Genomic DNA, 26427 nt, shown 5'->3' with positions numbered 1-26427 from the left:
ATCGGTTGTCCAGACCCACTCGACTCTTGAACGCTAAGACTTAGGCCTATGACAGTGAACACTCTCCATCACAGTAAAAAAACGAAAAAGCCTGTTCGCAAAGGCCTGCACCCGAAGAATCAACACAACCAAGGCTATGACTACCCTGCTCTGGTAAAAAGCCACCCAGATCTCGCCCCCTATGTGAAACCGAACGCTTATGGCGACCTTTCCATCGATTTCGCAGATCCATTGGCAGTAAAAACGCTCAACGCCGCGTTATTAAACCGGCACTACAACATTATCGATTGGGATATTCCAGAAGGCGCGCTTTGCCCTCCCATCCCCGGCAGAGCCGACTATATCCATTACATGGCTGACTTAATTGGGCTTGGGCGTGAACAGCCCAACATCAAGCTGCTCGATATAGGGACGGGAGCCAATGGGATCTACCCGCTACTGGCCTGCCAAATTTACGGCTGGCAGTGTGTCGGTAGTGACATTAATCCTCAGTCGCTTGAGAACGTCGCCGCGATTATCACCCACAACCCCACACTCAAAGATCGCTTCACGCTGCGCACTCAGCACGATAAAAACCATATCTTTGAAGGGATCATTCAAGCGGGAGAGTTCTTTGACGTCAGCGTATGCAACCCACCCTTCCATGCCTCGCTCGATGAAGCACTTAAAGGTAGCCAACGTAAACTCAATAACCTTGCGCGTAGTCGCGGTGAACAAAAAGCAGAAGCCAAGTCGCCTACCCTGAATTTTGGCGGACTGGAAGCAGAGCTTTGGTGTAAGGGGGGCGAACAGCTGTTTCTTAAAAAACTGATAAGAGAAAGCCAGGTGTATTCGACTCAATGCCGCTGGTTTAGCAGCCTGGTTTCAAAAGCCGACAATGTTAAGCCTGCCAAGAAGTTGATTCGCAAGCTCGGTGCCGTTGATAGTCGGGAAATAGAGATGAGGCAGGGAAATAAGGTTACGAGGGTGTTGGCCTGGACGTTTATGTGAGGCATTACTGGGGTGGGGTATGATTATTCGAGGTCTGCCGTGGCATTACTCTGGTATAGGCACATCGCCGGGGATGGGAAAAAGAGAAGTGGAGGCGAAGCCGCAATGGAGCCGACGCCGCCGTGCCTGTGATTGTTAGGAACTGCCGATTCATCTCGTAGCGAGATGATATCCGCTACGCCACCGGCAACGACTCACTGCTGCCCCAGTCGGCCCAGGAACCGTCGTACAGCGACAGCTGAGTATACCCGGCCAGCTCGGCCGCCAGTAGGATGATGCAGGCGGTGATGCCGGAGCCACAGGAAAACACCAGTTGGTGTCCGTTGCTGGGCTGAAGGGAGGGAGCAAGGTGGGCAAACGTTGACGCCAACTGGCTGGCTGGCTTGAACCGATAGCCCTCCAGCACCTCTGTAAACGGCAGGTTGAGGGAATTGGGGATGTGGCCACCGCGCACACCAGGCCTGGGTTCTGGCGCTTGCCCCAGGAAACGTGCCTGTGATCGCGCATCGATGACCGTTACTTGCTCGTCCTCCAGGTGCTGGAAAACGTAGGCTGAATCTCGAACCAGGGTGTCGTCGAGCTTGCCAACCACGCTGCCATGCTTGGCCGCATCCGGCACCGGAGCAGAAACGGTGTCCCGACCTTCGGCCAACCACTGCGGCAGGCCGCCATCCAGAACAAACACCTGTTTGAGGCCCATAGCCCGCAGAATCCACCAAGCGCGTGGTGACGAGTAGATACCCTGATCGTCGTACAACACCACCAGGCTCTCGGGCTCGATGCCCAATCTACGGGTCTCCGCCGTGACCTGCTCTTCCGTCGGGAAGGCGTGGGCTTGGGAAGCTCCGGTATCACAAAGCGCTCCTTCCAGGTCGATCCGGAAACTTCCCGGGATCAACATCGGACGGTCATAAATGATCGGCTCCTTACCAACGACATTGGCCATGCTAGCGTCGATCAGTACCAAATGTTCGTTATCCAGATTCTCGTGCAGCCAGTCGGTGGTCACGAGGGGGGAAGGCATGGCGTTCTCCGGTCTAGGTCGATAGGTAACAGTACACGATCGCGGACGGGCGCGACCAGCAAGTTGACGCGGAGCGCGTCATCCGCAGCATGCTGATCGACGAACTACACTAATAGCCGACACAGGCGAGGATTTCAGCAGCCGTGCCAAACCTCGCAATCAGGCCTGATATCACTTCGGGACTACTTATCTCGCAGCCGCAACTCTCCTCATCTGAGGATATTGCAGCATCCTAACGCCCGGCTTGGCGGCGCGCCGGAGCGACAGCCCAGGCGCGTCCGACAGCCGCCGCTTGTTAACCCCTTAGCTCAAGATCTTCTCGGATTACCTCTGGATGACGGAAAGCTATCTCGATGAGTGCTTTTGCCGGCCCGGAGGGTTTACGTCGACCTTGCTCCCACTCCTGCAGGGTACGCGGAGAAATATGCAGCACCTCAGCAAACTCTACCTGTGTCAGGCCAGTTTTGCCGCGGGCCTCTGCAACTTCGTTGGGCTCAACACGACTGACTCGTGCAGCTTTGCCCGCTTTCATCTCTTTAACAGATTGGAGCAGCTTGTTACCAAGTTCCTCTGCACTCAGGGTCTCGTTAATCATTTTCCAGTGCCTCACGAATCGACTTCAGGATATGCGCGGGTATGTTATCCTTAGCGTCCTTTTTGTAGATCATCAACAACCAGATCTCACCATTAGCCAACCTGGTGAAGTAGATGACTCGCACCCCTCCACGCTTTCCTGAACCCGCCACCGACCAACGAATTTTTCTACACCCGCCACTGCCTGGAATGGGATCCCCAATTTCCGGGTTGGCTGCTAACCAGGCGAAGAAGGAACTCCGCTCCTCCTCAGTCCAGATTTTTCTGGCATCTGCTTCGAATGTAGGGGTTTCGATGATGGTAAACATGACGACCAATATACGTCATTGACGGACTTTTGCAATATGGATGATTGGAGGGGTTAACGCCTGATTTAAGCCGTGCCGCGAAGCAGCATCGGCTTGGACGAATTGTTAGGCCGCACCACGACTCTCGAGATGCTGCGCGAAACGAAGTAGGTAGCCATCCGGGTCTTGAACAAGGAACTCGCGCCGCCCTTTTTTAGATCGGGCGAGACCGAGTACCACGTGTCCTTAACTTCCCTAAAGATGGTCACGCCGGCAGCCACCAAAGCAGAATGAACCGTATCGACGTCCGGGACCTCGATCTGGAAGTTAATGCCTCGCCCAAGTGGGCGATCAAGAGGGATGACATTCCATCCGCGCTCGTGCTGTTGTTCCAACATCAGCTGAGCGTGCCCAAGTTCTAGGTAGGCGAACTGAGGGTCGTCTCGCTGAAATCGAATAGAAAAGCCAGCAATTGTGTAAAAGCGAAGCGAGACTTCGATCTGCTCGACCGTGAATTCAGGTACAAGAGCGTTCCAGTTCGGTTCTTCGGGCATGTGAGAGAGTCCTCGGCGACTTGTGCGACAAAGCTCCGCTAATGTGCGCCGCCTGCGGCGTCACCATTGAGTGGCTTGTTAGCAGATTCTGCCTGAAGACGCTCCACCAGCCACACTTTGATGATTGATTGACGGGTAACGCCTATGCGTGCAGCCTCACGATCCAACGACTCGACAACCCAAGCCGGGAAATCGACGTTGATTCGCTTTTGTTCCTGATTAACGCGGCGAGCAGAGGACAAATCGAGGTCATCGACGATATCTTCCTGCCCTTCTTCAAATTTCTTGTCGAAGTCTTTAGCTTTCATAGAGCTCAACCTCCTTCTTACGGGAACGTCTGACTGAAATCAGACGAATACAAGCATCCCTGTATGTGACGACAGCCGACCAGTGCTTTTCACCAATCTTGCCTATCAGCAAAAACCTCTGCTCATCCTCTGATTTAGCGCGGATCTCCAGCAGGTATGGATCTTTCCATAGCCCTTGGGCAGCAACGAAATCTATACCGTGCTTGTCCAGATTGGCCTTGCTTTTGGCTTCGTCGAATTCAAACTCATCCATGAGTACAAATTATTCCTTTTTTACTCAACCCGCAAGATTCGGAAGGAAGCTGTAGCTGCTAACGCCCGCCATCACCGGTGACAAAGCCGCAGCGCAGCGGAGGTTTTGGCATCCGGTGCATAGCCTGGTTATGTGTGTTTAGTCGACAACGAATAGCTTAGCGCCTCGCTCTGTCGATGAACGGTGAAGCTCGGCATTATCTGCGACCTGATAGCTCGAACCGGGACTGAGTAAGAAATGCCGACCGTCTTCTAGTTCAGTATGAAGCTCGCCTTCCAGACAGAGAAGTATGTGCCCCTTGGCACACCAATGATCGGCCAGATAGCCTGGGCTGTACTCAACCATTCGCACTCTGATGTCGCCGAAGTTTCGAGTTTTCCAGTAAGCCACACCCTGTTCCCCAGAGTGCTCGGTCTTCTCAACTTCAGACCAATCAGTAACCCCAAAAGGCAAATTAGTGATGTTCAAGACTGTTCCTCCTTAAGCACATAACGCTGAACTTTGCGGCAATTTTGGAGCCGCGAAGCGGCGGAAAAATTGTCCGCCAACAGTGAATTGCTAGGGGGTATCTATACATTGCAAAATGAACGATACGCGCTCATGAACATTGTCACGTGGTACTTCTACTGTTTCGTAGCCCCATTGCGAATACCACTTTTTCATACCTTCAAAAACTTCTATAGATTCCTCAAAACTTTGATCACGCTCTGAGTCTTTAACGTAAATTTCTTCCCATGGGGGAAGCAGGAAAACAACGCCGTTATAGGGAAACTGTTGGACGTACTGCTCAATTTTATCGCGTTTTAACGCTCCCACTGCATTAAGCACATACAGTGCGTCCAGCACCCCGCGATCAAAGAATACAGCATGGTCGCAGGAAGCTGCACTTCGGTATTTTTCAACATCCGAACTGAGAATCGCTTGGCCGAAAGAAATCGGGTCTGGTCGAGGTGATAGCCCAGCCGTTAATCGTTCTTTGATGATTCGACGGGCAGCCTCCGTCACGACGCGATATCCACGACCCTCTAGGGCATTAAGGATTGTAGTTTTGCCGCCACCGGGGCCGCCAGTGACTACGAATCGATGGTTCATTTCACCCCTAACGCCCGGCTTTAGGGCTGGCTTATAGCCGCGCAGCGGCGGAAAGGCCGTCCCAGCCCCGAAGGGGCGATAACAGCCGTTTGTTAGCCTTACTCACTGATTCGCACCATTTCGTTTGCCAATACTGATTTTCCGTTGTATGACGCCTCAAACTCCCCAGTAACCGTAAAACCGTATTTATGGTACATGGATTTTGCTGGCAAGTTGCTCTTCGCAACGTATAGTTTAGTAGGAGTCCCAACCTCAGCAATCAGATGATCAAACAACGCGCTACCAACCCCTTCGCCACGATACAACGGATGGACAAAAAGAGATCTAATTTCATTTTGGTAAATAGCACCATAGCCAAGAATACCACCGTCCTCATAAACAAAAATTTCGGACTCCATGAGATCTCGAAGTCGTTTCTCGTCCTCCTTCAGGGGCAATAACTGGAATACCTCTCGCTCAAAGCGGAGTTCGTCCAGCTTCGACAGCGAGTAAATTTCGTTCACTTTCTCAAAATCGCTTTCTTGAAATTTCCGTATCATCATAGAGGCTAACGCCCGCCATAAACGGCGCGAGCTTGCGAGCGTCCGGCGACCGTAGGGAGCGAATTTAATGGCATGGTTATGCGCAACTCATTGCCCAGCAAGGCCCCGAGTAAGGCTCTCAAGCCCTTCGTTCACCTTTTGCATTTCTCGTGAACGGCGCTGCTTCGCCTCTTCTCGAGATATAGGGTCTACCGGTAACGCGAGGGGAATTTTGAAGCTAACCCGGTTAGTCGATGAACTCTTGCTGATATTCCCAGCTTCACCGCCAACCGACAATATGCCTGCCACTTTGAGCTTACCGCCACCACTAACTTCGGAGCTATCATCTACCGTAACTGCCACATCGAAATCTACCAGAAAAACGTTTTGACCCTCGCCCATTGAGCCAAAATGGGAGCTGTTGTCGCTTTGTAAGCGCGCCATAAACCCCATCTACCCACATTAACGTTGTCTGATCACACTGATGGTCTCTTTTGCTTTGGAGATCATCATGAGCCGCGAACTCAATCCCACTCAAGCGTTTTGGTTAGGGCATCTGTCTTATGCTGCCGCGTTGCAGATGCCGTTAAGTGAATATGCCAACGCACAGGCAGTGACGTTAGCCGACCTGATGGCGTGGGAAAATCGGTTAATCGTGCAAGGCTTCCCCGTGCCACCGCGTTGTCGTCCCGCCCGGTTTGTCGCGGTGGAGGTGGTCGCATGATTCGTCCAGGCACTGACCTAAAGGTTTACCTGTGCCGAGAGCCCGTGGATATGCGTAAGCAAATCGATGGCTTGGCACTGCTGGTTCAGGAAGCCATGGCCTTGAACCCGTTCGATCAAGCGCTGTTCGTGTTCGGTAATCGCCAGCGGGATAAAGTGAAACTGCTGTTCTGGGAACGTAACGGTTTTGTGGTGTGGTACAAGCGCTTGGAGCGTGAGCGGTTTAAATGGCCAACGCACCTTAATGGCGAGACCGTGACGTTAACCGGCCAAGAGCTTAACTGGCTGCTGGATGGCTACGACCTGAAGGCCATGAAGCCTCACAAAGCGCTGTATTTTCAGCGAGTTGGCTAACAAAATCGCCTCCTATTTTGGTGGCGCTTTTGGTATACTACGCGGTATGAAAAACACGGCCTCTTCCTCGACGACGGTTACCCAGCTTGAGCGCAAGCTGGCCGCTGCTGACGCTGAAAATGCGCGGCTATTGGCGTTGATGGAAAAAAAGGAAGCGCAGTGGGAAGCCACCAAACAGTCGCTATTTGAACAGTTCCGGCTTGCCCTGGAGCGTCAGTTCGGCCCTTCCACCGAGAAGTACCGTGTCGACCAGCAAGATCTGCTTATCAATGAAGCGGAAGTGTCGGTTGACGAGGAAGACAACGATGCTGCACCGGAGTGCGACGCCACCGCTGATGACGCGACGATCGACACTGCCACGCCTGCTAAGCGTCGTACACGCGGCGGGCGTATTGCGCTACCGCCAGAGCTACCGCGTGTCGAGATCGTCCATGAACTGCCCGACGATGCTCGCCACTGCCACGATGACGGCACCGCGCTAAAGGTGATCGGTGAGGAGGTCAGCGAGGAGTTGCATGTGGTGCCCGCGCGGATCGAGGTGATCCGCCATGTGCGACACAAATATGCCTGCCCGACGTGCGAAGAGGGCGTCAACACAGCCCCAGCACCCGCCAAACTGTTGCCCAAGAGTAATGCCAGCGCCACGCTGCTCGCCTATATCGCGACGGCTAAATACCAGGACGCGCTACCGCTTTATCGGCAAAGCCAGATCTTTGCCCGCCATGGCGCCGAGATCCCCCGCAATACCCTGGCACGCTGGATGGTGCAGGCGGGAGAACGGATCACCCCGTTGATCGACACGTTGCGCCATCACCTCTTAAACGCCCCGCTGATCCACATGGATGAGACGACGCTCCAGGTGAATCAAGAAGCGGATCGTGCCGCCAGTGCCACCTCGTATATGTGGGTGCAGCGCGGTGGTCCGCCGGGACAACAAGTCGTTCTGTTCGACTACGCCGCCAGCCGCGCCGGACGGGTGCCCGTTGACCTGCTGGGCGACTATGCGGGGCGCTTAATCACCGATGGCTATGAAGGCTACGCCGAGATCGTGCGTCGCAATGGGATCACCCATGCGGGCTGCTGGGCGCATGCCCGGCGCAAGTTCATCGAGGCCCAGAAGGTGCAGCCCAAAGGCAAAACTGGCAAAGCCGACTGGGCGCTGAACCAGATCCGTAAGCTGTACGGCGTGGAAAAACAGGCGAAGGCCCTTGAGCCTGAGACGCGTCACGCGCTGCGTGACCAGAAGAGCCGCCCACTGATCGATCAACTGCGCACCTGGCTCGACAAGTCACTGGCCCAGGTGTTGCCCAAAAGCGCGCTGGGGAAAGCCCTACACTATCTAGATAACCAGTGGCCTCGCCTGACCCGGTTCCTGGACGATGGCCTGATCCCGTTCGACAACAATCCGGCAGAGAACGCTATCCGCCCGTTCGTGGTGGGGCGTAAAAACTGGCTGTTCAGCCACACCCCGAGCGGTGCTCACGCCAGCGCGGCGATCTACAGCCTGATCGAAACCGCCAAAGCCAATGGCCTCTCGCCTTACGACTACTTGCAGTACGTCTTTGCGACACTGCCCGCCCTCGACGATGATGAGCTCCACACGCTGCTGCCCTGGCAGTGGAAAGAGACATTGCCGGTCTAAGCGACGCGTGAATAGATGGGGTTAGTGGAGCGCTTACGTCGCTTTTGACATTGCCGGAGGCGGCGGGATTAGCGTAACCGCCAGACTCCCGAACTGCTTCGATAGACTCCTGAACTCCGACAGATATTTGAACAAGCGTTTCTTTAACGAAATCTTTAAGATCCATAATCAAGCTCCGATACGTGAAAGCGCATAACGCTAGCCATCACCCGACGCGGAAGGAGCGGCAGCGACTGTAGCGGTCGGGTGCATGGCCTTGTTATGTGTTTCTGTCCACTGAGCTATTGTAAACTCAAGCCTCTGCATTAGATCATCATACGTGATGATATCTATAACGTTTTTGTATTTTCTTTTGATGACTTCAAAATCTTGTTTCTGGGCAACTGTCATTCCTTTGTTGCGACCCATAATGATTATTCCGCTTGGATTGGTAATCCGAATCTGAAAACCATCTGCTATATCGTTTTTGTAGTGTTTCGTTAATTTTTCCTCACCTTTTCGCCCCCATTTGCTCAAGTAAAATATATATTTCTCAATCTGCATCACAGTCCCAGAAAGCTCTCTTAAAGGAATGTGGTTATCTCTATAGGCCCGCTCGGTAACAATGCACTTATCAAATGGCTTTTTTATTTCTATGATATCTGTATTTCCGCTCGAATCGATTAACAAATAGTCGATATTTCTATTTGAGTTGTTATATGTATCCCTTACAGGTGCCTCTTTGAAAACGTATATGTATTTTGGATATAGCAGAAGGATAATATGAAGCAACTCTTCTTGCCACTGAGCTTCTGAGTATGAAATCTCATCATCAAGCATGAACTTCAGCTTTTCTAGCAAGCTGGAATATTTTAATAGCTCAATTTCAGAAAACTTAAGCTTTAGGTTTTCCCCCTTTTTGCTGACCTTATTATTTAGATATTGTTGGTATTGTTCTTCGTAGTCTTCTTTTATATCTAAGTATGACGACAAAACACTACTGATGCGGGCCGACGCATATCTGTTTAATTCATATGTATTGGGAAATTTTTTTAGTAAGTCCCTAAACACTGATTCTGGGATTGCATTTTGATCATCTCCGCCCACATATATTGACTTTGAAACCATTCGGTCAATTTTCGGAAAAATTGATATATTTCGTTCTGCTATAAACAGTTTTCTTTCCAGACTAACATTTTCATGAATATAAAGATCGTGCTCTAGTGTCAAGACCTTTTTTGGAAAACAATAGTATTGGCCCGTCCTCTTTGCCACCTCAAATTCAATAGGTGCATCCTCATTATCTTCGTCCCGCGAGGAAATCAGTTCATTGCGGGTGAATGAGAAAGCCTTACTTATCGTTACCTGTCCATTTTCATCCAACTCGTGATACACCCACGCAGGCCCAGGGTACTCGCTTGAGTAGGACAAAATGACCTTGTTGTTTATCTCCCTGAACTCAATCATCTCAATTGACCATTTTTAGACACATAACGCCCGCCGTCACCGGTGACAACGCCGGAGCGAAGCGGAGGTTTTGGCATCCGGTGCACGGCCTTGTTAAATCCTGCTCGGGTGTCAACCTAAAATCTCACGCTCCCAGGCACCAATGTCGTATTTTGCCTTAGAGTACAGATCCCTATAGCCTCTGTCTCTCGGTGCATATCTTTCGAGAACGAACTTTTGGAAACACCCGTCTGGCAATGAGTCGAGTAGATATAAGATAGCTTGGCATGTCAGATCAAGTGCCCAAATAGCCATGGCACTGGTTGATATCCTCAGTGTCCACTCTTCTCCTTTACCTGCCGAGATGACCGGTTTCCCTGATATTCTCCTATTTTTTAGCGCATGGAGGACAGCTGGAGACTCCTGTGCAGATCGGATGACCCCATCCTCTTTCTGTTTTATAGGAACATCACAAGACCGAAAATGGACTAATGAGTCCCTGAGATCACGCAGATGAACTAGATCAGCCATAAATCCGGGACTTTTCTCCGCAAGCAGTCTATTAACTCGTTTATAACGGTCATAGAACGAACCTGAAGAGTCCTCGCTTATTGCACAAAGTGTGTTCAAATTCTCGTAAGAGATACCAGCGAAATCTTCCCACGACGGAATCATCTCTTTTTTATGGTCAAATAAAAACGCACGAGACAATGAAGATATCTCATTACAGAATGCTTCTATCGATATACAACAGAGAACAATTGAGGAAGGCGCCTCAAGGTTAAGATCTATCTTGCCATTGGTACTCGCAGCTGCCTCAGCCCTTTTGAAAGACGAGAGCAGGAAGTTCCACGACATTACAGTTGTCGTGTATGACAATGGCTCATTCATTCTTTGTGAACTCCGAGGACCATCTTCGATTTAACGCTTCAATCAGCCGACGCGATAGCGGTCGGCTGGATTGACTTGTTAAGTTCGATTTCCATGGGTTGATAAATCAAGCCTGCTGATTCGGCTATATCGCCCTTACACTCGAAACCATATTTTCTATACGCAGGAACTGAGGATAAAGAGGCACTTACGGTTACAGTACCAACCCTCGCATAACTCAGAGCTGATGAAAGCAACCTCCTCCCAATGCCTTTCATTTGCTTTTCAGGCTCAACAAAAAGCATGGCAACATGACAGCCTTCCTTCAGTTCGATTACTCCCTCAATCTCTCCGTCGCATTCTGCGACAAGCATCAAATTATCTTCTTTCATTCTGTTGAGGAAGGCATCGCTTGCAGCAATTTTGGAAAAAGTTGAAATTCCTTCCTCAGACAGAGTACCTGCAACCGATTTTGAAAACGAAGCTAAGCAAACTGCGCTTACAGCTCCAAGATCCTTCTCGTTCATTTTCCTGACAATCACCGAAATCCCCCAAGAACTTAACGCCCGCCGTCACCGGTGACAACGCCGGAGCGAAGCGGAGGTTTTGGCATCCGGTGCACGGCCTTGTTAAATCCTGCTCGGGTGTCAACCTAAAATCTCACGCTCCCAGGCACCAATGTCGTATTTTGCCTTAGAGTACAGATCCCTATAGCCTCTGTCTCTCGGTGCATATCTTTCGAGAACGAACTTTTGGAAACACCCGTCTGGCAATGAGTCGAGTAGATATAAGATAGCTTGGCATGTCAGATCAAGTGCCCAAATAGCCATGGCACTGGTTGATATCCTCAGTGTCCACTCTTCTCCTTTACCTGCCGAGATGACCGGTTTCCCTGATATTCTCCTATTTTTTAGCGCATGGAGGACAGCTGGAGACTCCTGTGCAGATCGGATGACCCCATCCTCTTTCTGTTTTATAGGAACATCACAAGACCGAAAATGGACTAATGAGTCCCTGAGATCACGCAGATGAACTAGATCAGCCATAAATCCGGGACTTTTCTCCGCAAGCAGTCTATTAACTCGTTTATAACGGTCATAGAACGAACCTGAAGAGTCCTCGCTTATTGCACAAAGTGTGTTCAAATTCTCGTAAGAGATACCAGCGAAATCTTCCCACGACGGAATCATCTCTTTTTTATGGTCAAATAAAAACGCACGAGACAATGAAGATATCTCATTACAGAATGCTTCTATCGATATACAACAGAGAACAATTGAGGAAGGCGCCTCAAGGTTAAGATCTATCTTGCCATTGGTACTCGCAGCTGCCTCAGCCCTTTTGAAAGACGAGAGCAGGAAGTTCCACGACATTACAGTTGTCGTGTATGACAATGGCTCATTCATTCTTTGTGAACTCCGAGGACCATCTTCGATTTAACGCGAAGCTCAGCGGCGGCCTTGGAATGAAGGCGAAGCCGCAATGGAAAGGCCGTCCGGCGGCCATCGGCCGCGTACTGCAGCGACTGGTTAAATGCCGGTTACCCGGTGATTTATTATGGTACCCACTGCAGAATGCCGACTCCCGATACCTTGCACCAACTCGACCCATGGCGCCAGGAACCAGAACACCGAATGTGCGGAAACTGCCCGATGATTGCGCCGGATTGCCCCGCGACCTGAACACCAGATTAGCGGCCAAAACCGTTGCCAGACCGAAGGCTGTTTTCTGCCTGCTGGCAAGCCCCGAAACTGCGGCTAAACACCAGGCCAAAGAACACCGGAGTAAGGCCTTTAACGCCAACAGCACGCGCGGTTACGGAATGGAGGCGAAGCCGCAATGCAGTAACCGTCGCTGTGCCTGTGATTGTTAGAAAAACCTAGTGGCGTAACTGCAAATACCTGGAGAACAACCGATCTAGGTTCTGAAACTCTTGATAGAGGTTTTTCTTTATTTCCGATTGCTTACGCACATTCCTGGTTCTCTCTTCTCCGACAGGAACGCCCTCCAGCTCAGAATGAAGGCACGCCAAATCGACTGCAGGTCCCCAAATATTCTTATCGATATAGTCGGCCAGCTTTTTGTCGTAAATGAACCGGAGCCCCCTGGTTTTGAAAAGGAAATCTGCCTGTTTCTCATCAAGAGCTCGCCCTGACCCCATGATTGAGCCCAAGAAGTCTCTAACAGCCTCAAATTGTTCATAGCGACGATCAAAAAGCTCATGCTTCAGGCGATTCCGGTTGGTTCTCCATTGAAGCAAACCAATCGCTACCCCTGCTATCGCTATAGTCGGGGTCAGAAGTGCTGAGAGGTAGTCCACCCAGTCGTGTGTAGGTATTGCGGCTTCAACCAAGCTTGCACCTCGTAATTTCTAACGCTTGGGCTCTGCGGCCGATTTGGAGGCGCAACGCGCCGGAAAAGCGGTCCGCTGCAGCCCCTGGTTAGCTTCTGGTTCTTAGGAAACCACCCGGTTCCCATGCGTAATAATCAAAAAGAATGCGGGTTCCGCCAAATTTTTCAGCGAAACCTTTTATCAATTCTTGGCAAAATAAATAGGTGTTTTTGTTCAGTATGTCACCCATTGTCGGGTTTTTGATTGGCAAAGCACCAGAAAGACACTGATTTAAACGGAACAAAATTTGGCTGTCTAGCGCGCAGTAACCGTAACGAAGGATGGCTGTAGCAAGCCGCTGAGGACATTCTTGGTTGGTAACTAACCACTTAATATATAAATCTAACAATTTTGACGTATGAGCAAAACTCATTTTTTGGCGCTGTTCAGCAAGCCAATATTCGGATATAGATTCGAACAAGTCTTGATGCCAAGCGTCAAACTCAGCTTGGTTTTCTATGCTTGGATCACTATTGCTTACAAGGTCTTTGGTTTTTAGAGAAGCCCACTGACGGTAAACGACGCTAGGTCGTAAGTTGTACCCGCGGTATGCTCGGAATGTATTACCTGCTATTCCATAGCTACTTGAATCTACCTCAAAAGGTTGCGAACGCAACTTTTTCTTGAGGCCCTCTAGCCTGGACTGAAAGTCCTGCCCGATGGATTGATCGTAAAACTTTTCCATGAAGCTTCCCAAGCTAACAGGTATTAGACGGCGCGTTCTATGATTGGATGAACGCGCCAGCATGTTTACTTAGTAAATGTAGCCTACCTGTTCGTGCATAACCACATGATTTCAAATTAAATTAATATTAATTAGGCTGCATTTGCTGAATTCACACGCTTGCGCGTTTTGCCAAGCTCAATAATACTGTATGCATATCCACCACCAGGAGATAGACACCAAATGGATATGCAAAACAGGCCTCCGAAACTAATGGATCGTGTGAAAGCTGCTATGCGGGTAAAGCGCTATAGCCCGCGTACTGAAAAAACATACTGTTACTGGATACGTTACTTTATTCGCTATCATGGGGTGCGGCACCCTGCCAGTATGGGCCCTTCTGAAGTGCAGGCTTTTCTGGAGCACCTTGCCGTAGAGCGATATGTGGCTGCGGCTACACAAAACCAGGCGCTAAATGCCTTGGTATTTCTGTATCGCCATATCCTTGATATGCCATTGGGTGATATTGGCGCCTTTTCACGAGCTAAACGCCCGCGTCGATTACCTGTCGTGCTTTCACACGAAGAGGTTATGCGCGTATTAAATCAATTGTCTGAACCTATGCATTTGATGGCAACCCTGATGTATGGCTCGGGACTGAGACTCATCGAAACATGCCGTTTGCGCGTAAGAGATATTGATACCGAACGCCATATCATCACCGTCAGGGCAGGGAAAGGTGATAAAGACCGAACCACTTTACTACCCGCTGTCTGTCTTCCAGCGTTAGAGGCGCAAATTGAGTCGGCTAAACAGCAACTTGCTTATCGGCTAGCACGTGGTCGCGTACCAGTCACTTTACCTCATGCTCTGAATCGTAAGTACCCAAACGCGGGCATTTCCCTAGGTTGGCAATGGCTGTTTCCTGCCAGCCGGCCATGCTGTGATGATGCCGGTAACGTCGTTCTTCACCATATTCACTCATCCGCTGTGCAAAAGGCAGTGAAGAAAGCGATGAAGTCTGCATCATTGCCTCGTCCTGGCTCTTGCCATACCTTACGCCACAGTTTCGCCACCCAATTACTGAGCCAAGGCACGGATATTCGCACGGTACAAGAATTGCTAGGCCACAAGAGCATCGAGACAACGCAAATTTATACGCATGTGATAGGAAAGGAATTTGCCGGTGTGCGCAGCCCTTTAGGCTAATGAGCTAAAGCAAGGCACGCTACCGCCCCGGTACGTCTGGGATGCGTTAAAACGCTCCGCCTGCGACCGTCTCATCAATTTTTCTCGTCTATTTTGGATTACACAGACGTTATATCGTTGACGTTACTCAGCTTTCTTCGGGATTGCAAAGCGTAAGCTAATTTTTATATGACATTTACCACCGCGAGTTCATGGCGGGGTTTTGGCCTTTTCATCGCTTGGCTAGTGTTGCTCCTGCATTGGTGTGGTGCTTGTAGGGGGTGCGGGCCGCGGTGGGTTTCTGAGCGTTTCGGTGGGTGCCTTTCTTGAATCCATGCATGCGTTAGATGTTTTGGCTTTATCAATCGCCCGACAAGTCTGGCTCCTACATTGATCTGGTGCTTATAGTTAGTTACGTAACATTATGAATTTATGGGCATTTCGATTAGTGCCTTTCTCGAATCCAAGCATGCGTTAGGTGTTGCGGCTTTATCATCGCCCGACAAGTCTGGCTCCTACATTGGTTTGGTGCTTGTAGGGGGTTGCGTGACACTTTGAATTTCTGGGCATTTCGATTAGTGCCTTTCTCGGACCCATGCATGCGTTAGGTGTTGTGGCCTTATCAATCGCCCGACAAGTCGAGCTCCTACATTGGTGTGGTGCTTTTAGGGGGTTGCGTGGCGCGGTGGATTTCTGTGCATTTCGAGGGGGCTTTTACCGAACTTACGCATGTATCAAGTGTTGAGGCCTTGCAGATCGGTTCGGGGCTGGCCTTCCATTGCAAACCCGATTAGCCTGCTAACTCAACCAGTAAAGGATTGAGATGCAAGAGACGACTTCTCGGCAGCGCTTGGCGGGCGTGCTGATTTTACTTGGCTTGATGGTGCAAATTGCAGGCTTTACCGGATGGGTGGCTACCACTCAGGCGGTTAGCTATGTGCTGTGGGCGGCGGTTTTTTTGCTTTGGCGGGATATCCCTAGCCGTTCGCGCATTCAGGCGGGGGTGTTGATTGCGCTGGGCGCGGGCATGCTGTTGGTGGCGCGGTTTGTTTACGGCGCTGACGTTGCTTGGCCTGCCATGCTTCAGGGCAATGTGTTTGTGGTGGCCATGCTGGTGGGCGTCAGTTTTATTACGCTGATTGGCAAGCAAGGCAGCAAAGGTGCCTCGGGGAGTCGGGTGACCGGTGCGGGTGGCGTGCTGCGCACCTGGCTGGGCGTGCATTTTCTGGGCACGATTTTGAATCTTTCCACCGTGCTGATGGTTGGCGATAAGCTGGCAAGGCGTGGGCCGCTGACGATGCCGCAGTTGTTGGCGCTTAACCGTGGGCTTTCCAGCGCCGCACTGTGGTCGCCGTTTTTTGCCTCGATGGGTCTGGTGATCTCGCTGGTGCCAGACGTCCAGTACGTCCAAATTGCTCTGGTAGGCTTTCCCTTGGCGATGCTCTCGGGGCTGTTCACCACGCTGGAGCTGCGTCGCCGGTTTGACTTACGCGAGGTCGATGGCTATTCGCTGGCACCGCGTAGCCTGCTGATGCCGGTGGGCATGGCGACGCTGGTGATGCTGTTTCACTTCTGGCTGACGCCATCACTGACCATTGTCAGCATTATTACCTTTCTGCTGCCGGCCGTTGCCGTGCTTAGCAACCTGCGCGAGGGGCCACGCTATACCCTGCGGCGAGTTCGTCAGCATACCCTCACCCGTTTACCCGCTATGCGTGGCGAGGTGTCGCTGTTCCTGGCGGCGGGGTTATTGACGCTGGGGCTTTCCACGCTGGTGTCGGCCGCGGCGGGTGACGATTGGACGCTGTTTACCGATTTTGGCACGCCCCAGGCGATGATCAGCTTCGCCGCCATTTCGCTGAGCGCACTGGTCGGGCTGCACCCGATTATCGGCGTGTCGGTACTGGCCTCGATACTCAACCTGGAGGGCGGCGAGCAAACGCTGTTTGCCTTTGTGGCGTTAAGCTCGTGGGCGGTGGGTACCAGCGTGGGGCCATTGTCGGGCATCAACCTGTCACTTCAGGGCCGCTACGGGGTGAGCGGCTACCGGATGATGACCCATAATCTGCTGTACGCCGGCGTGCTGAGCCTGCTCTCGCTTGGGGCGATTGCAGGCGTCAGTTTGATTGTCGGCTAGCATTTTGGCCGAGAAGGCATCAGGTCTCGACGATTTTGCTGGGGAAGCGGTAGAAGTAGCGGTGGCCACACTGGTGGCAGGGTTCCAGCCGGGCGACGCTTTCAAGCATCACCTGCGCATCGCAGTGCACGCAGGCCATCAGGCCGGGAGCGGCCATTTCGCCTTCGCAGTAGTCGGCGCGGGCGGCTTCCAGGTCGTCGGCAAAACGCTCGCGATCGACAATGCTACGGTCGGCAATCGAGAGCAGCGACTCCACCACACGGCGGGATAGGTGCTCTAGATCGATGCCCAGCCAGTGGGCTACCTGCTTGCCGGTATCGGACATGTAGTGGCGCATGTCTTTCAGGTCGCGCTCGACCCAGGCACGCAGCAGCGCCAGTTCGTCCTTGGTGTACTCTTCCAGCTCCGCTTCAAACTCTACGGCGTCGTCCAGATCCTTTTGCAGGTTATCCCAGGTCAGCTCGTCAGCGCCGTCCTGCATCCGCTCCAGCAAACGCTCGTAGCCTTCGCGCAGGCGATGGTCATTGCGTTGTTCACTCATGGTACCTCTCCTTTTGTCGACGCGGGGTGTGGCCTATCATCGGCTAGCCGTTCAAGGATACACCTGCATAGGATACAATCGACGCCACTTATCTGACAGTCGTCATCTATCATTCACTTTGCGCCCCAGTTGGGCGATACGCCAAGGCCTTTAAAAAACCGATGGACGCACAATACAGCCCTCGTGAAATCGAACGTGACGCCCAGCAATATTGGGATCAACATCAGTGCTTTAAAGCGGTAGAGGACGCCAACCGCGAAAAGTTCTACTGCCTGTCGATGTTCCCCTACCCCAGCGGCAAGCTGCACATGGGTCACGTGCGTAACTACACTATCGGCGACGTGGTGTCCCGCTTCCAGCGTATGCAGGGCAAGAATGTCATGCAGCCCATGGGCTGGGACGCGTTCGGCATGCCGGCGGAAAACGCCGCGATCCAGAACCAGGTACCGCCCGCCAAGTGGACCTACCAGAACATCGACTACATGCGTAACCAGCTGAAGGCGCTCGGTTTTGCCTACGACTGGAACCGTGAGTTCGCCACCTGCGACGCCAGCTACTATCGCTGGGAGCAGTGGTTCTTCACCAAGTTGGTGGAAAAGGGCCTGGTGTACAAGAAGATGTCGACGGTCAACTGGGACCCGGTCGACCAGACCGTACTGGCCAACGAGCAGGTGATTGACGGCCGTGGCTGGCGTTCCGGCGCGCTGGTCGAGCGCAAGGAAATCCCGCTGTGGTTCCTGAAAATCACCGACTACGCCGATGAGCTGCTTTCGGACCTCGACAATGTCGAGTGGCCCGAGCAGGTCAAGACCATGCAGCGCAACTGGATCGGCAAGTCCCAGGGCGTCGAGTTGTCTTTCGACATCAAGGCCCCCGACGGCTCGAGCGGCGAGCCGCTTTCGGTTTACACCACGCGCCCGGATACGCTGTTCGGCGTTACCTACATGGCCGTCGCGGCGGACCACCCGCTCGCCAAACAGGCCGCCGAAGGCAACGCTGAGCTGCAAGCCTTCCGCGAAGAATGCGCCCGGGGCGGCACCTCGGAAGCCGAAATGGCGACCAAGGAGAAAAAAGGCCTGCCGACCGGGCACCGCGCAATTCATCCGCTCACCGGCGATGAAGTGCCTGTATTTGTGGCCAACTTCGTGCTCATGGAATTTGGCACCGGGGCTGTGATGGCCGTGCCCGCCCACGACCAGCGCGACTGGGAGTTTGCCACCAAGTACGACATCGAGATCAAGCCGGTCATCGCCGATGAAAACGGCAACACGCCGGATCTGTCCCAAGGCGCGTACGCCGAACACGGCACGCTGATTAACTCGGACGAGTTCGATGGTCTGGACTTTGCCGCCGGGTTTGACGCCATTGCCGCCAAGCTTGCCAAGCTGGGGCGCGGTGAAGTGAAAACCAACTACCGCCTGCGCGACTGGGGCGTGGCCCGACAGCGCTACTGGGGCGCGCCGATTCCGGTCAAATACGGCCCCGAAGGCCAGACGGTTCCGCTCACCGACGACGAACTGCCGGTCGAGCTGCCCATGGAAGTCACCGTCGATGCCTCGGGCTCGCCGCTCAAGAAGATGCCGGCATTTTCCGATCTGGGCGACGGCTGGACCCGCGAAACCGACACCTTCGACACCTTCATGGAGTCTTCCTGGTACTTCGCGCGCTTCTGCTGCGCCGACAACCATGAAGCGATGCTCGATGAGCGCGCCAACTACTGGCTGCCGGTGGATCTGTATATCGGCGGTATCGAGCACGCCATCCTGCACCTGCTTTACGCACGTTTCTTCCATAAGTTGATGCGCGATTTCGGTCTGGTGGATTCCGACGAGCCGTTCCAGCAGCTGCTGACCCAGGGCATGGTGATCGCCGAAACCTACTACCGCCCCACCGATAACGGCGGCAAGCAGTGGTTCAACCCCGCCGACGTGGAAGTCAAGCGCGACGAGAAGGGCCGCCCGCTGAGTGCGATCCTGATGAGCGACGGCCAGCCGGTGGAAATGGGCGGCATCGAGAAGATGTCCAAGTCGAAAAACAATGGCGTTGACCCGCAGTCGATGATCGACAAGTTCGGCGCCGACACCGTGCGCCTGTTCATGATGTTCGCAGCCCCGCCGGAGCAGTCGTTGGAATGGTCGGATTCTGGCGTGGAAGGCGCCCACCGCTTCCTCAAGCGCCTGTGGCGCCAAGTCCACGAGCATCTGGAAGCCGGAACACCCGGCGCTCTGGATGTTGCCGCGCTCAATGACGACCAAAAAACCCTGCGCCGCAAAACCCATGAAACGATCAAGAAGGCCAGTGACGATATCGGCCGCCGGACAACCTTCAACACAGCGATTGCCGCGGTAATGGAGCTTTCCAACGCCCTGGCCCGCTTTGATGACGACTCCGCTGAGGGGCTGGCGGTAAGCCGCGAAGCTCTTGAAGCCTGTGTGTTGCTGCTGGCACCGATTACCCCACACGTGTGCCATCGCCTGTGGCAGCAGCTCGGCCATTCGACTCCGGCGATTGAAACGCCGTTGCCCACGGTCGATGAAGCAGCACTGACCCGCGACACCATTGAACTGGTGGTGCAGGTCAACGGTAAATTGCGCGCCCGCCTGGAAGCCCCGGCCAGCGCTGAAAAAGCAGCCATCGAGCAATTAGCGATGGAAAATGAGAACGTCCAGCGTCACCTGGAAGACAAAACGGTGCGTAAAGTCATCGTCGTGCCGGGCAAGCTGGTTAACATAGTGGTGAGCGGATGAATCGACGGACTTTCTTAGCCACCAGCATGGCCGCCTCAGCGGCCCTGCTCCTGAGTGCCTGCGGTTTTCGTCTACGCGGCACCGGCTCGATGCCGAACCTGCCGCCGTTGACCCTAGAGGGTGATACCCAAAGCGACATGGCCCGCGAGCTAGCGACGCGGCTGGAACGCCAGGGCAACACCGGCGGTGATAATGCGCAATGGCGCGTCACGCTGGGGTCGCCCAACCTGGACGAACGGCGCCTGGGCGGCGAAGGGCGCGCGACCCGTGACCATGAACTGACGTTGAGCAGCACGGTGTCGGTTCAGCGGCTGGATGACAATGCCTACCTGCTCAACGACGAGACGCTGTCGGTAAGCACGCGCATACGCGTAAACGACGATGACCTGCTCAACCGCGAAACGCTGTTCAGTGACGCTGAGCAGTCACTCAACAGAGAGTTGGCAGAGCGTATTATCGAACGTCTCAGCGCACTGAATAACGCCTCGTGAAAGTCTTCGCCGATCAACTCCCCGCGGCACTGACCAAATCGCTGCCCAAGGTCGTGATTGTGGCGGGCGAAGAGCCCTTGCAGCACCGCGACGCCTGCGACGCGGTGAGAGCCGCCGCCCGCCAGGCGGGCATTGAAGAGCGCGAGGTATTGGACGTTGAACCTAACTTTGCCTGGGGGCGGCTGCTTGAAGTCGCCAGCAATCTCTCGCTGTTCGCCACCAACAAACTGCTCGAACTTCGCCTGGGCAACCACAAGCTGGGGCAGGAAGGCAGCAAAGCGCTCACTGAGTACGCCCAACATCTGGACAATAACGACGACCTGCTGCTGATCAGCATGGGCAAGCTAGATGCCAAGCAGCAAAAAAGCGCCTGGTTCAAGGCGCTCGATAAACATGGTCTGTTTGTCCCGGTATGGCCGGTTGATGTCTCGCGGCTGGGCTATTTTCTACGCGACCGTGCCTCGCTGCACGGCTTGCAGATTGACCTGGACGCCGCTCGCCTACTGGGTGAGCGTACCGAAGGCAACCTGCTGGCCGCCGACCAGGCGATGCAGAAGCTGGCCCTCATTCACCCCCAGGGCGCACGGCTAAACGCAGAAAGCATCGCCCAGGGCGTGGAAGACAGCACCCGCTTTGATGTCTTCACCCTGGCCGACGCCTGTTTGAAAGGTGAACCCAGTCGCGTTTCACGGATTATTACCGGGCTACGTGGCGAGGGCGTGGAAGCCCCTATTGTCCTATGGGCGTTAACCCGGGAGCTGCGTACGCTGCTGTCGCTTCATCAACACCTGGACCAAGGTCAGAGCTTTGAACACGCCTGCAAAGCACAAAAACCGATGATCTTTGATAAGCGCCGTCCAGGTTATCAAAAGGCCATTCAGCGTCTGCCTATGAAGCGTTTGCACAAACTGCTGCTCATGGCTCAGCGCTTGGATCTCGCCGTGAAAGGCGCCTCGCCGGTTCCTTTATGGCCAGGGTTACACGACCTGGCGATGACCATGGCCGGTGCTCGGGGCCTGCTTGCCGAAGCCGCCTGGACCTATCGCGTTGCGCCCAGCTTTTAAGCGCGACAAGTCAACGACAGCTTTCCCCATTACCCCCAGGTTAGGAATAAGCAATAACCGTGAATTCTCGGTACCCAACGGTATACCTAGCTTAAAAAAATACTCAATTATTCCTATACTCTTTATTCAAGCCCTATGTGCTTGGCCCATCCCTATAAATATGTCTAAGGATCAAGACGATGAAGAAATTACGTGCCTACCTCTCGACGCTGCTGATTACCGCACTGGTCATTACCAGCCTACCCGCCGCCGCCGCCCCGGCTGCATCACCCTCAACGGACCTTGTCAGTACGCAATCGGTACTCGCCAACGATAGCGGGCAGGCTGATCGCGAACGCATTCATCAGCTACTCAACCGCGCCGACATTCAGGATGCACTGGTCGAGCAAGGCGTTGACCTGGATGAAGTAGACGCTCGAGTGGCAGCGTTAAGCGATGCCGAAGCGCAAGAAATGGCCAACCAGCTCGAAGAACTGCCCGCTGGCGCAGGGGTGATCGGTGCCCTGTTTGCGGTATTCGTGATTCTACTGGTGACCGATATTCTCGGCCTGACCGACGTTTATCCGTTTACGCGCTAATCCATGATCTCTGTTCATCAACTTCACAACGCCCGCTTAGCGGGCGTTTTCGTCCTAGTGTTGTTACTGACGGCTTGCGCTAGCGCCCCTCAGCTACGCGATAGCACAGAACAGCGCCTGCCCCGCCAAAGCGAACTGAGCGACGTTCCCTTTTACGCTCAAACCGAATACCAGTGTGGCCCTGCGGCCCTGGCCATGGTACTGAACCACCAGGGTGTCGATACGGACGTTGAGACGCTGATCCCCCAGGTGTTTATTCCTGACCGCGAAGGCAGCGTACAGCCGGAAATGCTGGCCACCGTGCGACGCCACGAGCGGCTTGCCTTTCCTATTCGTGGCAGCCTCGACGATCTGCTAGCGCACTTAGCCGCCGGTGATCCGGTCGTCGTCATGCAGAACCTGTCGCTTCCGGTGTATCCCATGTGGCATTACGCGGTGGCAATTGGCTACGATTTGGATGACGAAACCCTGACGCTGCACAGCGGTGAAATCGAGCGACACACGATGTCTTTCAGCCGCTTTGATGCGACCTGGGCACGAACCGACCGCTGGGGCTTTGTGGTGGCCAAACCGGGCACCCTTCCCGAGGGCATCACCGCCCGTAACGCGGTTAATGCGATCAGTGCTTACGAAGAAGCACATGGTCCCGAGGCAGCGTTAAGCAGCTGGCAGGCGATGGTCGAGCGTTATCCCGACAATGCGGTTGCCCAATTTGCACTGGGTAATGCGTATTACGCCGATCAACAGCCGGAAAAGGCGCTCCATGCCTTTCAAGCGGCCACTGAGCGAGACCCGCAAATGGGCGCGGCGTGGCTGAATATCGGGCTATTGCAGTTGCAGAACGACCAGCCGGAAGCGGCCAGAGAGGCACTTGATAAAGCGGCCTCCATCGAAGGTAGCTGGCAGGCGCGTGCTCAGGAGGTGTTGGAAAATCAACTGGAAGATTAACTGAAAACGCCGTGGCTAAGCCACGGCGTTTTGAAAAAAACGAACAGTCTGGAAGTCGCGGATTAGCGACGGGAAGCGTTGTAGCCTAGGTCAGCGCCACGACTTTCATCGCTACGGCGACGTGCACTGCCACGCTTGCGGTTTTCTTCTTCGCAGACCTCGTCTTTACCGCCGCAAATATCGCAGCCGTCTTTCATACCGATTTGATTCAAGCCGCCACAAGAGCCAGCAATGGGTTTACGACCCATGATGACGCCAACGGCCATGACGGTCATGACCAGTGCCATAAACCCGAAAACAAGTAGCCAAGTGGCCATAATTACCTCCTCTTACGATGGGGCTACCCCATAGACAGTAACCAGCCTAGTTAGTGCCTTAAATCCGTGACGTGAAAATAAACGAGGCCAGCCATTGGCTAGCCCCGAAACGTCCCGAAAGTGGGTCGTTATCCGCCGAAATCATCCAACAGGATATTTTCCGGTTCAACCCCCAGATCAAGCAGTAGCTTGATGACCGAGGCATTCATCATGGGCGGCCCACACATATAGTACTCACAATCCTCAGGCGCGGGGTGATCCTTAAGATAGTTTTCGTAGAGTACATTGTGAATGAAGCCAGTTGGCCCTTCCCAGTTATCTTCGGGCAGCGGGTCGGACAATGCCAGGTGCCACTCGAAGTTCGGGAATTCTTCAGCTAACTGATCGTATTCTTCATTGTAGAAGGTTTCACGCCATGAGCGCGCACCGTACCAGAACGAGATTTTACGGTCCGACTTCAGCCGCTTCAGCTGGTCGAAAATATGACTACGCATTGGTGCCATGCCGGCCCCGCCACCGATAAAGATCATTTCGGCGTCTGAGTCTTTAGCGAAGAACTCACCAAACGGCCCCATCACGGTCACTTTGTCACCCGCCTTCAGATTGAAGACATAAGTGGACATCAACCCAGGCGGATGGCTTGTGCCCGGAGGCGGTGTTGCAATACGAATGTTGAATTTGAGGATACCCTTCTCGTCCGGGTAATTCGCCATTGAATAAGCGCGAATGATTTCCTCATTGTTCTTGTGGGAAATGTCGAACAGGCCAAACTTTTCCCAGTCGGCACGGTACTCTTCTTCGATATCAAAATCGGAGAATTTAATATCGTACGGCGGTGCCACGAGTTGCACATAACCACCGGCGCGGAAGGCCACTTCTTCGCCTTCTGGCAGCTTGAGGTTCAACTCTTTAATGAAGGTGGCGACGTTGGGATTGTCGATGACCTCGCATTCCCACTTCTTGACGCCAAACACTTCTTCAGGCACTTCAATCTTCATGTCCTGCTTGACAGGTACCTGGCATGAAAGGCGCCAACCTTCTTTCTTTTCGCGCATGGTGAAGTGCGATTCTTCTGTGGGCAGGATCGAGCCACCGCCCTCTTCCACCCGACATTTACACTGGGCGCAGGAACCGCCGCCGCCACATGCCGATGAAAGGAAGATACCGTTGGCCGCCAGGGTGTTCAGTAGTTTGCCGCCGGCCTGGGTCTTCAAGGTATGCTCGGGGTCTTCATTGACCTCTATGGTCACATCCCCACTACTCACAAGCTTGCTGCGCGCTGCCAGAATGATCGCCGTTAAGCTAAGAACGATGACCGTAAACATGACAACACCGAGCAAGATGATAGTTGTATCAACCATATCGGTTTCCTATTGCTGAGGGTTTTCTGTAACCCGGCCGTGCCAACGCACCGCCGGGAAAAACCGGCTCCGATTAAAGCTGAATGCCTGAGAAGGACATAAAGCCCAGCGACATCAGCCCTACGGTAATAAAGGTGATCCCCAGGCCCTGCAAACCGGCCGGTACATCGCTGTACTTGAGCTTTTCACGAATGCCCGCCAGCGCCGCAATGGCCAGCGCCCAGCCGGTGCCTGCGCCAAAACCGTATACCACCGACTCGCCAAAGTTGTAGTTACGCTCAACCATGAACAGTACGCCGCCTAAAATGGCACAGTTCACAGTAATCAGCGGCAGGAAAACCCCCAAAGCGTTGTACAGCGACGGCACATACTTGTCCAAAAACATTTCCATGATCTGAACGAGGGCGGCAATTACGCCGATATAGCTCAACAGGCCCAAAAACGACAGGTCGATGTTTTCCGCGCCGTTAATGCCCGTCCAGGTTAAGGCACCTTCTTGCAGCAGATAGGTAAACACCAGGTTGTTAACCGGCACCGTGACGGTAAGCACCACGATAACCGCAATACCCAGGCCAATGGCTGAAGAGACCTTCTTGGAAACGGCCAAAAAGGTACACATGCCCAAGAAGAAGGCCAGCGCCATGTTCTCAACGAAGACCGAAGCAACAAAAAGGCTTAGATAGTGTTCCATGTTACACGGCCTCCTTCGGCTGAGTATTTTCCTTCATCTTGAACTCGTTCTCTTCAACCTGCTCTGGGCTAACCGAGCGCAACACCCAGATCATCAGACCGATGATAAAGAACGCCGAAGGCGGTAGCAGCAGCAAGCCATTGGGTACGTACCAGCCGCCATCCTGAATGGTTGGCAAGATGGTAAAGCCAAACACGCTGCCCGCACCCAACAGTTCGCGGAAAAAGCCCACGACCATCAGCACAAAGCCATAGCCCAGCCCGTTACCAATGCCATCAAGAAATGACATGCCAGGCGTATTGGACATGGCAAAGCCTTCCGCGCGCCCCATGACGATACAGTTGGTAATGATCAGGCCCACGAATACCGACAGCTGCTTGGACATCTCAAAGGCGTACGCCTTGAGAATCTGGTCCACCACGATTACCAGCGAGGCGATAATCGTCATTTGCACGATAATACGGATCGATGAAGGAATTCGATTTCGAATCAGCGACACGAAGAAGCTGGAAAGTGAGGTCACAAAAATTACCGCCAGCGCCATAACGAGCGAAACGCTCATGCTGGTGGTGACCGCCAGCGCCGAGCAAATTCCAAGAATCTGCAGGGCGATTGGGTTGTTCTGAAAAATCGGGCTTACCAGAACGCTTTTCGCATTTGCATCCGCCATG

General features: G+C 53.4%; 32 protein-coding genes. 11 read left to right on the top strand and 21 right to left on the bottom strand.

Annotation, left to right across the window (positions count from 1 at the left end):
- The first annotated feature begins 48 nt into the window (after nt 1–48).
- Nucleotides 49–990 (top strand): 23S rRNA (adenine(1618)-N(6))-methyltransferase RlmF, encoded by a 942-nt coding sequence (gene rlmF / locus GA0071314_RS08175; RefSeq protein ID WP_231896533.1) that lies wholly within the window; start codon nt 49–51, stop codon nt 988–990.
- Nucleotides 991–1165: 175 nt separating this feature from the next.
- On the opposite strand, the gene GA0071314_RS08170 is transcribed toward rlmF, so the two are convergent.
- The 10 genes from GA0071314_RS08170 to GA0071314_RS08125 form a co-directional block, all read right to left on the bottom strand.
- Nucleotides 1166–2014 carry a sulfurtransferase gene (locus tag GA0071314_RS08170; RefSeq protein ID WP_074396174.1) on the bottom strand — a complete coding sequence of 283 codons (849 nt, stop codon included), beginning with the start codon at nt 2012–2014 and terminating at the stop codon, nt 1166–1168.
- Nucleotides 2015–2309: 295 nt separating this feature from the next.
- The gene (locus GA0071314_RS08165) at nt 2310–2609 is read right to left on the bottom strand and encodes a helix-turn-helix domain-containing protein (RefSeq protein WP_072795443.1); all 300 of its coding nucleotides are present in this window, start codon (nt 2607–2609) and stop codon (nt 2310–2312) included.
- A complete protein-coding gene (locus tag GA0071314_RS08160; protein WP_074398482.1) occupies nt 2602–2916 on the bottom strand; it encodes a transcriptional regulator in 315 nt (104 codons plus the stop codon). Before GA0071314_RS08160 ends, GA0071314_RS08165 begins: the two co-directional genes overlap by 8 nt.
- Before the next feature lie 65 nt (nt 2917–2981).
- Nucleotides 2982–3449, bottom strand: a complete 468-nt coding sequence (locus GA0071314_RS08155; RefSeq protein ID WP_197668833.1) for a hypothetical protein — start codon at nt 3447–3449, stop codon at nt 2982–2984.
- A gap of 38 nt (nt 3450–3487) precedes the next feature.
- Nucleotides 3488–3757, bottom strand: coding sequence for a type II toxin-antitoxin system BrnA family antitoxin (gene brnA, locus GA0071314_RS08150; RefSeq protein ID WP_074396173.1), 270 nt, complete (start codon nt 3755–3757; stop codon nt 3488–3490).
- The gene (locus GA0071314_RS08145; protein ID WP_074396172.1) at nt 3747–4010 is read right to left on the bottom strand and encodes a BrnT family toxin; all 264 of its coding nucleotides are present in this window, start codon (nt 4008–4010) and stop codon (nt 3747–3749) included. The genes brnA and GA0071314_RS08145 overlap by 11 nt, the downstream gene beginning before the upstream one ends.
- Before the next feature lie 138 nt (nt 4011–4148).
- On the bottom strand, nt 4149–4478 hold the full coding sequence (locus GA0071314_RS08140; protein WP_074396171.1) for a DHCW motif cupin fold protein: 330 nt from the start codon (nt 4476–4478) through the stop codon (nt 4149–4151).
- Between the two features lie 90 nt (nt 4479–4568).
- Nucleotides 4569–5102 (bottom strand): AAA family ATPase, encoded by a 534-nt coding sequence (locus GA0071314_RS08135; protein ID WP_074396170.1) that lies wholly within the window; start codon nt 5100–5102, stop codon nt 4569–4571.
- Between the two features lie 98 nt (nt 5103–5200).
- Nucleotides 5201–5644: a GNAT family N-acetyltransferase gene (locus GA0071314_RS08130; protein ID WP_074396169.1), complete on the bottom strand. Its 444-nt coding sequence runs from the start codon at nt 5642–5644 to the stop codon at nt 5201–5203.
- Nucleotides 5645–5731: 87 nt separating this feature from the next.
- Nucleotides 5732–6067: a hypothetical protein gene (locus tag GA0071314_RS08125; protein ID WP_156524101.1), complete on the bottom strand. Its 336-nt coding sequence runs from the start codon at nt 6065–6067 to the stop codon at nt 5732–5734.
- A 67-nt stretch (nt 6068–6134) separates the two neighbouring features.
- On the opposite strand from GA0071314_RS08125, the gene GA0071314_RS08120 reads away from it, so the two are divergent.
- The 3 genes from GA0071314_RS08120 to tnpC are packed head-to-tail and all read left to right on the top strand — an operon-like array spanning nt 6135 to nt 8342.
- Entirely contained in the window at nt 6135–6347 is a 213-nt protein-coding gene (locus GA0071314_RS08120; RefSeq protein ID WP_074394876.1) for a hypothetical protein, read from the top strand.
- Entirely contained in the window at nt 6344–6700 is a 357-nt protein-coding gene (gene tnpB / locus GA0071314_RS08115) for an IS66 family insertion sequence element accessory protein TnpB (protein WP_074394877.1), read from the top strand. The genes GA0071314_RS08120 and tnpB overlap by 4 nt, the downstream gene beginning before the upstream one ends.
- A gap of 46 nt (nt 6701–6746) precedes the next feature.
- Complete coding sequence (gene tnpC / locus GA0071314_RS08110) at nt 6747–8342, top strand: IS66 family transposase (RefSeq protein WP_074398367.1); 1596 nt, start codon at nt 6747–6749, stop codon at nt 8340–8342.
- A 198-nt stretch (nt 8343–8540) separates the two neighbouring features.
- Here tnpC and GA0071314_RS08105 read toward each other — a convergent pair whose 3' ends face one another.
- From GA0071314_RS08105 to GA0071314_RS08080, 6 genes are all read right to left on the bottom strand, one after another.
- Nucleotides 8541–9788 carry a Shedu immune nuclease family protein gene (locus tag GA0071314_RS08105; protein WP_074396167.1) on the bottom strand — a complete coding sequence of 416 codons (1248 nt, stop codon included), beginning with the start codon at nt 9786–9788 and terminating at the stop codon, nt 8541–8543.
- A 111-nt stretch (nt 9789–9899) separates the two neighbouring features.
- Complete coding sequence (locus tag GA0071314_RS08100) at nt 9900–10625, bottom strand: hypothetical protein (protein ID WP_074396165.1); 726 nt, start codon at nt 10623–10625, stop codon at nt 9900–9902.
- A 71-nt stretch (nt 10626–10696) separates the two neighbouring features.
- On the bottom strand, nt 10697–11164 hold the full coding sequence (locus GA0071314_RS08095) for a GNAT family N-acetyltransferase (protein WP_074396166.1): 468 nt from the start codon (nt 11162–11164) through the stop codon (nt 10697–10699).
- Nucleotides 11165–11284: 120 nt separating this feature from the next.
- On the bottom strand, nt 11285–12010 hold the full coding sequence (locus GA0071314_RS08090) for a hypothetical protein (protein ID WP_074396165.1): 726 nt from the start codon (nt 12008–12010) through the stop codon (nt 11285–11287).
- A gap of 506 nt (nt 12011–12516) precedes the next feature.
- Nucleotides 12517–12990, bottom strand: a complete 474-nt coding sequence (locus GA0071314_RS08085) for a hypothetical protein (protein ID WP_074396164.1) — start codon at nt 12988–12990, stop codon at nt 12517–12519.
- 88 nt (nt 12991–13078) lie between these two features.
- The gene (locus GA0071314_RS08080) at nt 13079–13714 is read right to left on the bottom strand and encodes a hypothetical protein (protein WP_074396163.1); all 636 of its coding nucleotides are present in this window, start codon (nt 13712–13714) and stop codon (nt 13079–13081) included.
- A 222-nt stretch (nt 13715–13936) separates the two neighbouring features.
- Here GA0071314_RS08080 and GA0071314_RS08075 point away from each other — a divergent pair, with 222 nt between their 5' ends.
- Complete coding sequence (locus GA0071314_RS08075; protein WP_269449431.1) at nt 13937–14902, top strand: integron integrase; 966 nt, start codon at nt 13937–13939, stop codon at nt 14900–14902.
- A gap of 802 nt (nt 14903–15704) precedes the next feature.
- On the top strand, nt 15705–17018 hold the full coding sequence (locus GA0071314_RS08070) for a hypothetical protein (protein ID WP_074396162.1): 1314 nt from the start codon (nt 15705–15707) through the stop codon (nt 17016–17018).
- 19 nt (nt 17019–17037) lie between these two features.
- Here the strand turns inward: GA0071314_RS08070 and GA0071314_RS08065 are convergent, their stop codons facing one another.
- On the bottom strand, nt 17038–17559 hold the full coding sequence (locus GA0071314_RS08065; RefSeq protein WP_074396161.1) for a zinc ribbon-containing protein: 522 nt from the start codon (nt 17557–17559) through the stop codon (nt 17038–17040).
- Between the two features lie 161 nt (nt 17560–17720).
- Between GA0071314_RS08065 and leuS the strand changes: the two genes are divergently transcribed.
- The 5 genes from leuS (at nt 17721) to GA0071314_RS08040 (ending at nt 23387) form a co-directional block, all read left to right on the top strand.
- Nucleotides 17721–20306, top strand: coding sequence for a leucine--tRNA ligase (gene leuS / locus GA0071314_RS08060; RefSeq protein ID WP_074396160.1), 2586 nt, complete (start codon nt 17721–17723; stop codon nt 20304–20306).
- Entirely contained in the window at nt 20303–20797 is a 495-nt protein-coding gene (locus GA0071314_RS08055) for an LPS-assembly lipoprotein LptE (RefSeq protein WP_074396159.1), read from the top strand. The genes leuS and GA0071314_RS08055 overlap by 4 nt, the downstream gene beginning before the upstream one ends.
- Nucleotides 20794–21861: a DNA polymerase III subunit delta gene (gene holA, locus GA0071314_RS08050; RefSeq protein WP_074396158.1), complete on the top strand. Its 1068-nt coding sequence runs from the start codon at nt 20794–20796 to the stop codon at nt 21859–21861. The genes GA0071314_RS08055 and holA overlap by 4 nt, the downstream gene beginning before the upstream one ends.
- A 179-nt stretch (nt 21862–22040) precedes the next feature.
- Nucleotides 22041–22439, top strand: a complete 399-nt coding sequence (locus GA0071314_RS08045) for a PA2779 family protein (RefSeq protein WP_074396157.1) — start codon at nt 22041–22043, stop codon at nt 22437–22439.
- Between the two features lie 3 nt (nt 22440–22442).
- Nucleotides 22443–23387 (top strand): PA2778 family cysteine peptidase, encoded by a 945-nt coding sequence (locus tag GA0071314_RS08040; RefSeq protein WP_074396156.1) that lies wholly within the window; start codon nt 22443–22445, stop codon nt 23385–23387.
- A gap of 62 nt (nt 23388–23449) precedes the next feature.
- On the opposite strand, the gene nqrM is transcribed toward GA0071314_RS08040, so the two are convergent.
- The 4 genes from nqrM to GA0071314_RS08020 all read right to left on the bottom strand — a co-directional run bounded on the left by nqrM (nt 23450) and on the right by GA0071314_RS08020 (nt 26426).
- The gene (nqrM, locus tag GA0071314_RS08035) at nt 23450–23704 is read right to left on the bottom strand and encodes a (Na+)-NQR maturation NqrM (protein ID WP_074396155.1); all 255 of its coding nucleotides are present in this window, start codon (nt 23702–23704) and stop codon (nt 23450–23452) included.
- Between the two features lie 128 nt (nt 23705–23832).
- Nucleotides 23833–25065, bottom strand: coding sequence for an NADH:ubiquinone reductase (Na(+)-transporting) subunit F (gene nqrF, locus GA0071314_RS08030; RefSeq protein WP_074396154.1), 1233 nt, complete (start codon nt 25063–25065; stop codon nt 23833–23835).
- A gap of 73 nt (nt 25066–25138) precedes the next feature.
- Nucleotides 25139–25756, bottom strand: coding sequence for an NADH:ubiquinone reductase (Na(+)-transporting) subunit E (nqrE, locus tag GA0071314_RS08025; RefSeq protein WP_074396153.1), 618 nt, complete (start codon nt 25754–25756; stop codon nt 25139–25141).
- 1 nt (nt 25757) lies between these two features.
- On the bottom strand, nt 25758–26426 hold the full coding sequence (locus GA0071314_RS08020) for an NADH:ubiquinone reductase (Na(+)-transporting) subunit D (protein ID WP_074396152.1): 669 nt from the start codon (nt 26424–26426) through the stop codon (nt 25758–25760).
- Nucleotide 26427 lies beyond the last annotated feature (1 nt).

This window comes from Halomonas sp. HL-93 (genome assembly GCF_900086985.1).
In the GTDB taxonomy this organism is placed as follows: domain Bacteria; phylum Pseudomonadota; class Gammaproteobacteria; order Pseudomonadales; family Halomonadaceae; genus Vreelandella.
Note: the sequence above shows the minus strand (reverse complement) of the source record. Positions and strands in the feature narration are given on the sequence as shown.